This is a genomic window from Sulfitobacter sp. UBA4523 (genome assembly GCF_002388305.1).
In the GTDB taxonomy this organism is placed as follows: domain Bacteria; phylum Pseudomonadota; class Alphaproteobacteria; order Rhodobacterales; family Rhodobacteraceae; genus Sulfitobacter; species Sulfitobacter pontiacus.
The window spans coordinates 208,207-208,535 of the sequence record NZ_DGMH01000024.1 but is presented as its reverse complement, the minus strand read 5'-3'; the positions used below and the strand labels follow the sequence as shown (position 1 = coordinate 208,535).

Annotated in this window: 1 protein-coding gene; it reads right to left on the bottom strand. The window is 55.6% G+C overall.

Annotated features, from left to right (window positions below):
* The coding region (locus tag B3849_RS06840) for an ATP-binding cassette domain-containing protein (protein WP_286779939.1) at positions 1–329 on the bottom strand (329 nt) is incomplete at both ends.

Genomic DNA, 329 nt, shown 5'->3' with positions numbered 1-329 from the left:
ACGATAACAAAGGTGGTCCCTGTGCTTTCCTGGATATCCATCAGTTCAAACTGGGTGTCCTGACGCAGCTTTTTGTCCAGCGCGCCAAGCGGTTCGTCCAGTAGCAAAAGCTTCGGCGCTTTGGCGAGGGACCGCGCAAGCGCGACCCGTTGACGTTGCCCCCCCGAGATCTGGTGGGGTTTGCGTTTGGCAAATTTGGTAAGGCGCGTCAGCTTGAGCATCTCTTCAACGCGCGCGGCGATATCTGCCTTGGACATATCCCCTCGTTTCAACCCAAAGGCGATATTCTCCCAGACAGACAGATGTGGGAACAGGGCATAGGACTGAAA